The sequence below is a fragment of the Bartonella tamiae Th239 genome, assembly GCF_000278275.1.
In the GTDB taxonomy this organism is placed as follows: domain Bacteria; phylum Pseudomonadota; class Alphaproteobacteria; order Rhizobiales; family Rhizobiaceae; genus Bartonella; species Bartonella tamiae.
In genome coordinates this window covers 155,391-164,147 of record NZ_JH725147.1, presented here as the reverse complement: position 1 = coordinate 164,147, position 8,757 = coordinate 155,391, and the positions used below count along the sequence as shown (strand labels likewise).

The following is an 8,757-nucleotide window of genomic DNA, read 5'->3' as shown; positions in this document are numbered from 1 at the left end:
GATGGCTTGATGGCTTGATGGCTTGATGGCTTGATGGCTTTAAATTCTTAGCTTTTGGTTACTTTTTAATTGGCAAAAATGGTTTTAAACCGCAATTATTGATCAGAATTCGATTTTAACAAGGTTTTCTTCAAAAAAATTTTCTCATAAGAACAAGTAAGCTGATCAATGCTCTGTATTCATTTACTTTGTGTCTAAACGCCTTCTGTCTAAAATGAGGGTTTTAGGTTTAGTCTCCGTAAAATTTATTAAAATTTGTATGGAAATTAATGCGCGAACGATAAAAGATGTCATAAAAAATAAGATCATTTTAAAGTTTTTTTGATAAAGGTAGTCACGAAGATTTTCCCTGTCCGACAGACATAAAAACAGCTTCACTCTGCTTTGACAGAAAGCGCAAGCAGCTCGTATATCCGCTTATTACTATCTTACTTTGGTAAATTTGTTACTGAACCATGACCTTTTAACAAAATGAATGGGGCTTAAACTTCAGCATGTAACCTTTCAATCATCAGAATGATATTTTTGTTTGTTATTCATTTAATTTTTTAAAAGATATTATCGTTTTTTTGACAAAATTGCGTGCAGATTTACGCATATCAGTCTGTTTGCACAGATGTGAGTCTCAAAATATTGTTTCATTTTAGTTCATTTTTTTTAAAAATTATAAATATAAACAATGATTTGTCTTTAATATTTGTCCTTAAGATCACTCCTTCGTGAAATTGGCTGAATCCCATTGCACCCGTTAAATGAGGATTCTATATGTAGCTATGAAATAATTAGCTTACTACAAAGTTTTTCCAATGTGCCCGTCCCAGACGTTACAAGATCAGGAGCAACTGATTAATCTTTTGCTGATGGTTAGTCGTAAATTACGCATTTTATATGATGCACGCATTGGCCAATATGGCTTAACTCTTGCGCGAGCGCGTGTTTTAAGAGTGCTGAAAGATCATGGAAAAATTTATCAAAAAGATTTGGCACATTATCTCAATATTGAACATGCCACAATTGTGCGCTTAATTGATGCCTTGGAAATTCAAGGTTTTGTGGAGCGCGATGTGTCTAAGGAAGATCGGCGTGCTAAATATTTGGATTTGACACCAAAAGGACATAAAATGATTAGAGGGATTGAAAGGTTTTCGGCACAATTATGTGACGTTGTTTTGGCAGATGTTTCGCAAAATGATACTCAAAAAATGTTATCCCTTTTGATACGCATGGCTGACATAATCGAAAAAGAGGGGCGATTATGAGTGAAAGTGTAGCCGCCATACCCAATGATGAGAGAGAACCACCTTTTCCTAATCCAGGAAAAGTTTTTGCAGGACCTCTTCCTAAATGTATGATTTATATTTTTGCCTCTTGTATTTTACAATGGGCTTATGGGCTTGGCGCCAATATGGTGCAATCTAATATCAATCAGCTTACTGGCTATTTCCACGCAACAACAGTTGAAACGACTTGGCTCGTTGGTGCGTATATGGCGCCCAATGTGAGTATGGCCATTATCTTGATTAAAATACGAAACCAATATGGTTTACGTGCATTTGCCGAGCTTTCTATCCTTTGTTTTGTGCTTGTGTGTAGTTTGCATCTTTTTGTGACGGATCTAGGTTCTGCTATCATTGTGCGTTTTTTTGCAGGAATGGCAGCAGCACCTATGTCCTCTCTTGCTTTTTTTTATATGATGGAGGCTTTTGCTCCTGCTAAAAAACGAACGGTAGGTCTAAGTCTTAATTTAATGAATGTTGCATTGGCGGTACCTTTGTCCCGTTTGGTTTCTCCTTCGCTTATTGATCATGCTGGTTTTCATGGATTGTATGCGTTAGAAATGGGATTGGTTCTTATTGGGCTTGGATGTATTTTTTCTTTACCGCTAACACCTATGCCACGTTCTAAGGTTATCGAAAAACTTGACTTTGTCAGCTATAGTTTGATCGCTGTAGGATTGGGCATTAATGCTGCCATTATGCCAGTTGGTCGCTTTTATTGGTGGCGTGAGGCCCCGTGGATGGGGTGGTGGTTGGCTTTTGCGGTTTTTTGTTTGATGTTGGCTGCAATTATTGAGCTTAACCGTAAAAATCCGTTAATAGATTTGCGCTGGCTCTTTAGTCGTGAAATGTTGCATATAGCGGTTGTTTTGTTGTTATTTCGGATTTTACTTTCTGAACAATCGACGTTAGCGGCCAATTTTTTTAATCTATTTGGTTTACTCAACCGTGAAATGGCACCAATGTATATTGCTGTGGTGATTGGTACGGTTCTTGGTGGCTTTACCAGCGCTGTTTTCTTTCGCCCAGGGCGAGAAGATTTCTTTCATATTATTGCACTCATCCTCTTGGCTAGCGGATCATTTATGGATAGTCATGCAACAAATCTTACGCGTCCTGAACAAATGATTTTAAGTCAAGGAATGATAGGTTTTGGTTATGCACTCTTTCTTCCCCCCTCTATGTCCAAAGGCTTAGCAACTGCCATTGCTCGAGGTCCCAATTATATTTTAAGTTTTATCGCGGTTTTTCTGTTTACCCAAAGCACAGGTGGAATTATGAGTTCGGCGTTTTTTGGCAGCTTGCAAACTATATTCGAAAAATATCATTCGAATATTTTAAGCCAGAAAATCGTTCTAAGTGATCCCATTGTGGCAGCAGAAATCAAACAACTTTCGGCAAGCTATGCACATGTTTTAAACGATCAGACATTGTTAAATGCTGAAGGTGTATCGGCCTTGGCAAAAAAAGCAACTTTAGAAGCCAATGTCTTGGCCTATAATGATGTTTTTCGGCTATATTCAATTATTGCTTTATCCGTTCTTGTCTTATTATTGGTAAAAATGGCAGTAACTGCGTATAAAAATTGGAATGCACGGCAAAGAATAAGCACATCACACTAAATGAAGAAACATAAGATAAGAATATGGTATAAAAACAATGATTAAGTTTTTGCGATCAAAGGCAACAGCAGTTTCCCTTATAGCGGGTATTTGCGGTATATTACTGATCTTATGGGCGTGGAATTTACCCCCCTTTGTTGGCAGTGTGCAAACAACTGATAATGCTTATGTGAAAGGATTTGTAACCGTTATTAGTCCGCAAATTGCTGGCAATATCTCAGAAGTTAATATAAAAGATTATGAAAGAGTGAAACAAGGTCAGCTTCTTATTCAAATTGATGATCGCATTTATAAACAAAAACTCGATCAAGCAATAGCCACACTTGATGCTAAAAAAGCAGCATTGGCGAGTTCCCATCAGCAAGAAGAATCAGCCAAAGCAGATATTCGCTCGGCAGAAGCAGCGCTTGTAAATTCACAACTGAATTGGGATCGTATTAAACCGCTCACGGAACGTGGCGTGTCTTCTCAAAGCAGCGAAGATGCAGCGCGTGCGGATCTTGATCAATCGCGTGCGGCATTGGATGTAAGCCAACAAGCATTGAAAAAAATTCTAGTTGATCGTGAAGGATTGCAGGCTGATGTTGAAAGTGCAGAGGCGGCGGTTGAGTTGGCGCAAATTGATCTTGATCATACTAAAATTTATTCGCCACGAAACGGACGTGTGGGAGAAGTAGGCGCAAAATTTGGACAATATGTTTCTGCTGGCTCACAATTGGTGTCTGTGGTGCCAGATGAAATTTGGATAATTGCCAATTATAAGGAAACCCAATTACATAATATGAAGATAGGTCAGCCTGTTGTTTTTTCTGTTGATGCTTTGAATGATAAAAAAATGAAAGGGATTGTCGTCAGATTTTCACCTGCAGCAGGATCAGAGTTTTCTGTTTTAAAACCCGATAATGCCACAGGTAATTTTACCAAAGTAGCACAACGTATTCCTGTTCGTATTGAGATTATGCCCAATCAAGAGGATCGAGATAGACTTATTCCCGGCATGTCAGTTGTGACACATGTCGATACAAAGGTTGATCCAGAACAATCCTTAAAAGCTGAAGACTAATGTCTTATTGCTAATTTATAAGCAATTATTATAAAACGCTTTTGTTTTGGTGAAATCATTTTGCATTTTTCAAAAAATACCCTTAAAAAGCGGTTTGCTTTTTAAGAAGGGCACTTTACGTTGGTTGAAACAAAAATTTAATAGGAATAACCCTGAATGGATTATTTTCTTCAGCAGCTAGTTAATGGCTTAGCACTTGGTGCTATTTATGGACTGATCGCCATTGGCTATACAATGGTTTATGGTATTTTGGGCATGATCAATTTTGCTCATGGCGATATTTTTATGATTGGTGCTTTTATTGCACTTATTGTTTTTATGATGCTTATGACATTGCCTGCGGCCGTTCCCATTGCTTTGGCACTTCTCATTATGTTGATTATTTCTATGGTGTTTACTTCTGTTTGGAGTTGGGTTGTTGAACGCATTGCTTACCGTCCTTTGCGCGGGTCGTTTCGTCTTGCTCCGCTTATTACGGCTATAGGCATGTCCTTTGTTTTGCGTAATTTTGTTCAAGTGGAACAAGGTGCACGGAATAAATCAATTCCTGATCTTGTGAGTGGCAGTTTTACTATTCCTGGAACGAATGTGGTTGTCTTAAATAAGCAGCTTTTAGTGGTTGCAGTGACGGCAGTCTTATTAATTATTTTTTCTTATATCGTAAGCAAAACCCCTTTGGGGCGCGCTCAGCGCGCGGTAGAACAAGACGGAAAAATGGCCGCACTTTTAGGTATTAATGTTAATCGAACCATTTCCATCACATTTATAATGGGTGCTGGATTGGCGGCAATTGCTGGAACGCTTTATCTTGTCAATTATGGACAAATTCACTTTTCTGATGGTTTTATACCGGGGATCAAAGCCTTTACTGCTGCTGTTCTTGGTGGTATTGGCTCACTACCTGGAGCCGTTTTAGGTGGGCTTTTGATTGGCTTAACAGAGGCTTTTTGGCAAACCTATTTTCCACCCGAATATAAAGATGTTGCCGTTTTTGCAATTCTAGCCATTGTTTTGATTTTTATGCCCTCAGGCATTCTTGGTCGTCCAGAAGTGGAAAAGGTTTAGGCCGTGGCGAATAATGAGTTACAAATACCATCAAATGATAGAACAGAGCGTTTTATAGCGGCTCTAAAAGAGGGGGCTATAACAGCTCTGATTGCTTTTCTACTATTCGTTTTTATCGTTGGTTTTCGAGCTGATTTAAATTTAAACAATGAAATGACATTAACGCCACAAATGGGGTATCTTTTCAATTACGTTTTGATTGCAGGTGTGGGACGCTTTACATGGCGTTTTTTTGGTGGTGGAATAAAGGGCACAGTTTTTGCTCTTTTCCCTATGGCAATTCTCTTTATTCTTTATCGGGCTTGGCTTTATTATGCACTAAATGTGTCCTTGCCAAGCTATCAGCTTTCAGCGCAAACATCTCAATTATTGATTGTTGGGCTTGTTTTGCTTGTGCTTTTGATTGTGGCCGTTTTCTTTTTATATTCCCATCGTGCAAGACAATCGCTCACATCATCTATAGCGGTTGTATCGCCCAAAATACATAAATATGCTCCCGGCTTTATCCTTGCACTTTTACTCATTTACCCATTTTTTATTACCAGCTTTGTCGTGGACAATTTAGCGCAGTCGCAAAAATGGATTGATAATTATGCCATTCAAATTCTCATCTATATTATGTTGGCATGGGGTTTGAACATAGTTGTTGGGTTGGCAGGTCTTCTTGATCTTGGATATGTCGCGTTTTATGCGGTTGGGGCTTATACCGTCGCACTTTTAGGCAATCACTTTGGATTTTCATTTTGGCTTTGTCTTCCTCTTGCTGGTTTTTTTGCTGCACTTTGGGGCATGATATTGGGCTTTCCTGTATTGCGATTGCGCGGGGATTATTTGGCTATTGTGACTTTGGCCTTTGGAGAAATCATTCGGATTGTTTTGCAAAATTGGACACCCGTTACAGGCGGTGCTTCAGGTTTATCGGTTGAAAAAGCAAGTTTTTTTGGTTTGCCCTTTATCCGTGGTGAACATGGTTTTGCGGCGTTTTTTGGATGGAATTTTCAAGCAGCACATTATAAAATTTTTCTCTATTATATCATTGTTGTAATGGTTGTCTTAACAGCTTGTATTATTACACGGTTACGTCGTTTGCCTATTGGTCGCGCATGGGAAGCATTGCGTGAAGATGAAATTGCCTGTCGTTCACTTGGCATGAATACAGTGATCACAAAATTAACTGCTTTTTCGATCGGAGCAATGTTTGGCGGTTTTGCAGGGGCATTTTTTGCTGCACGGCAAGGTCGTGCGGATTATACAAGTTTTGTATTTGAAGAATCTGCCATTATTTTAGCCATTGTGGTTTTGGGTGGCATGGGCTCACTCGGCGGAATAGCACTTGCAGCTGTCGTGATGATTGGCGGCATGGAATTGTTGCGCGATGTGCCTGCGCTTCAAATGATTTTTGGGCCTGATTTTAATCCCCAACACTATCGAATGCTATGGTTTGGATTAGTCATGGTGATGGTTATGGTGTGGAAACCGCGTGGTTTTGTTTCCACCCGTCAAGCGAGTGCTTTTTTGCATAAACGCAAAACCGTCTCTGGTACGTATACCAAGGAAGGTCAAGGCTAATGGATCAGAACAAGATTGTTCTTTCTGTTGAACATTTACGCATGGAATTTGGCGGGCTTGTTGCCGTTAATGATCTCAGTTTTGATGTTGAACGGGGAAAAATTACCGCTCTTATTGGTCCAAATGGTGCTGGTAAAACGACTGTTTTTAATTGTATTACTGGCTTTTATCGCCCAACAGGCGGTCGTTTAACGCTCAATACTGGGCAGAATGCGCCTTTTTTACTTGAGCGTCTTGCCGATTTCGACATTACCAAAAAAGCAAAAGTCGCCAGAACTTTTCAAAATATTCGTTTGTTTACTGGTTTGACTGTTTTGGAAAATCTTCTTGTTGCACAACATAATGAATTGATGCGTGCATCAGGTTTAACTTTTTTTGGTTTGCTTGGATTGCCAAGATATGAAAAAAAAGCACAAGCAGCGATTGAAAAAGGGCGGCAATGGCTTGAAAAAATCAATCTTATTGAGCGTGCTGATGACCCTGCAGGGGATCTTCCTTATGGGGATCAAAGGCGGCTTGAAATTGCCCGCGCCATGTGTACACAACCAAAACTCTTATGCCTTGATGAGCCAGCCGCAGGTCTTAATCCAAAAGAATCACTCGAATTGAATAAGCTTTTGCTCCATATTCGTGATGTCGAAAAAACCTCTATTTTGTTGATCGAACATGATATGTCTGTGGTGATGGAAATATCCGACCATGTGATTGTTTTGGAATATGGTGCCAAAATTTCTGATGGTACACCTGAAAAGGTTCGCAATGATCCCAAGGTTATTGCGGCCTATCTTGGTGTGGATGATGATGAAATTGAACATTTGGTTGATACTGAAAAACAACAAGGTGAAAGTGATCCTGCGCAAGCAACTATTGATGATCTTTTAGATAAGGTTATTGAAGATAAAGCGGAGGAGCGATCATGAGTGAGACTGAAAAAGCGCTTTTGCGTGTTGAAAATATTGAAACGTTTTATGGGTCGATTCAAGCGCTGCGGGATGTTTCCATCCACGTTAATAAAGGGGAAATTGTGACCCTTATTGGTGCAAATGGTGCGGGCAAATCAACCTTAATGATGAGTGTCTTTGGTCATCCGCGTGCACGCCGTGGGCGCATTGTTTATGATGGTCAGGATATAACACAAATGCACAGCCATGACATTGCGCGTTTAAGAATCGCCCTATCACCGGAAGGGCGGCGTATTTTCCCACGTATGAGTGTTTTGGAAAATTTACAAATGGGTGCAAGTCTTGATCATTTAAAATATTTTGATGACGATGTTGAAAAAATGTTTGCGCTTTTTCCGCGTTTAAAAGAACGTTTGAATCAGCGTGGTGGGACATTATCTGGCGGTGAGCAACAAATGTTGGCAATTGCCCGTGCACTGATGGGGCGGCCAAATTTACTAATGTTGGATGAGCCATCTTTGGGTTTGGCACCTTTGATTGTCAAACAGATTTTTGAGGCCATTCAAACCTTAAATCGTGAAACGGGTTTAACCGTCTTTTTGGTTGAACAAAATGCTTTTGGCGCTTTAAAACTTGCTCATCGTGGCTATGTTTTGGTGAATGGTCAGGTTACTTTAAGTGGCACGGGCATTGCATTATTGTCTAATCCTGAAGTGCGTGCTGCCTATCTTGATGGTACAAAACATCAAGGATAATGTTTCTAATGTCGATGAAGGTTAAAAGAGCTTTATAATAAAAATGAATGCATTTTGTAATGTAGATGATGATGCGATGCAAAAATATGTCATCAAGAAAAATGACTCATGAACACAGCACAGGAGCCATAAAAATATGCAAGGTATTTTTTACGAAGAACCGTCCTTTTTGGTCTTTGTTTTTGTGACATGTCTTTTGGGCGGATGGGCAGCTTGGATGACGGGGCGTGCTTGTGCATTGACGTGGCGTCATTATTGTGTTGCACTTATTTATATGATTCCGCTTGCCTGTGTGGTGCGATTTATCCATTATATTCCACCTTTTAATGGGACATTACTGTCTGTGCATTATTATTGTGTCGATCTGATTGTTTTGATGATTTTTTCAAGCCTTGGATTTCAATATACGCGAACAAAACAGATGGTGCGTCAATATAGTTGGCTTTATGAAAAAACATCGGCTTTGACATGGCGCAAAAAATAAGAAGAGTACCGTTGTTTTTT

The 8,757-nt window shown here is 39.5% G+C and carries 7 protein-coding genes and 1 pseudogene; all 8 read left to right on the top strand.

All coding sequences use genetic code 11. From position 1 onward, the window contains the following. Positions 1-806: 806 nt before the first annotated feature. The 8 genes and pseudogenes from ME5_RS00900 (at position 807) to ME5_RS00865 (ending at position 8,737) form a co-directional block, all read left to right on the top strand. Complete coding sequence (locus tag ME5_RS00900) at positions 807-1,259, top strand: MarR family winged helix-turn-helix transcriptional regulator (protein WP_008037533.1); 453 nt, start codon at positions 807-809, stop codon at positions 1,257-1,259. Continuing rightward, positions 1,256-2,899 (top strand): MFS transporter, encoded by a 1,644-nt coding sequence (locus tag ME5_RS00895; RefSeq protein WP_008037531.1) that lies wholly within the window; start codon positions 1,256-1,258, stop codon positions 2,897-2,899. The genes ME5_RS00900 and ME5_RS00895 overlap by 4 nt, the downstream gene beginning before the upstream one ends. A gap of 37 nt (positions 2,900-2,936) precedes the next feature. Beyond that, positions 2,937-3,962 (top strand): HlyD family secretion protein, encoded by a 1,026-nt coding sequence (locus ME5_RS00890; protein ID WP_008037530.1) that lies wholly within the window; start codon positions 2,937-2,939, stop codon positions 3,960-3,962. A 156-nt stretch (positions 3,963-4,118) separates the two neighbouring features. Further along, positions 4,119-5,027 (top strand): branched-chain amino acid ABC transporter permease, encoded by a 909-nt coding sequence (locus ME5_RS00885; RefSeq protein WP_008037528.1) that lies wholly within the window; start codon positions 4,119-4,121, stop codon positions 5,025-5,027. 3 nt (positions 5,028-5,030) lie between these two features. After that, positions 5,031-6,596, top strand: coding sequence for a high-affinity branched-chain amino acid ABC transporter permease LivM (gene livM / locus ME5_RS00880; RefSeq protein ID WP_008037526.1), 1,566 nt, complete (start codon positions 5,031-5,033; stop codon positions 6,594-6,596). After that, positions 6,596-7,415, top strand: a pseudogene (locus tag ME5_RS00875) (ABC transporter ATP-binding protein); the annotation flags it as partial. The gene livM and the pseudogene ME5_RS00875, both read left to right, overlap by 1 nt. Before the next feature lie 97 nt (positions 7,416-7,512). Continuing rightward, entirely contained in the window at positions 7,513-8,253 is a 741-nt protein-coding gene (locus ME5_RS00870) for an ABC transporter ATP-binding protein (RefSeq protein ID WP_008037522.1), read from the top strand. Between the two features lie 136 nt (positions 8,254-8,389). Further along, positions 8,390-8,737, top strand: coding sequence for a DUF6867 family protein (locus ME5_RS00865; RefSeq protein WP_008037516.1), 348 nt, complete (start codon positions 8,390-8,392; stop codon positions 8,735-8,737). Positions 8,738-8,757: the final 20 nt, after the last annotated feature.

Excerpts from the sequence above, each read along its gene's own strand:
- ME5_RS00890 (WP_008037530.1), top strand. The coding sequence starts at position 2,937 with ATGATTAAGTTTTTGCGATCAAAGGCAACAGCAGTTTCCCTTATAGCG.
- ME5_RS00895 (WP_008037531.1), top strand. The coding sequence starts at position 1,256 with ATGAGTGAAAGTGTAGCCGCCATACCCAATGATGAGAGAGAACCACCT.
- ME5_RS00870 (WP_008037522.1), top strand. The coding sequence starts at position 7,513 with ATGAGTGAGACTGAAAAAGCGCTTTTGCGTGTTGAAAATATTGAAACG.
- ME5_RS00865 (WP_008037516.1), top strand. The coding sequence starts at position 8,390 with ATGCAAGGTATTTTTTACGAAGAACCGTCCTTTTTGGTCTTTGTTTTT.
- ME5_RS00885 (WP_008037528.1), top strand. The coding sequence starts at position 4,119 with ATGGATTATTTTCTTCAGCAGCTAGTTAATGGCTTAGCACTTGGTGCT.
- ME5_RS00900 (WP_008037533.1), top strand. The coding sequence starts at position 807 with ATGTGCCCGTCCCAGACGTTACAAGATCAGGAGCAACTGATTAATCTT.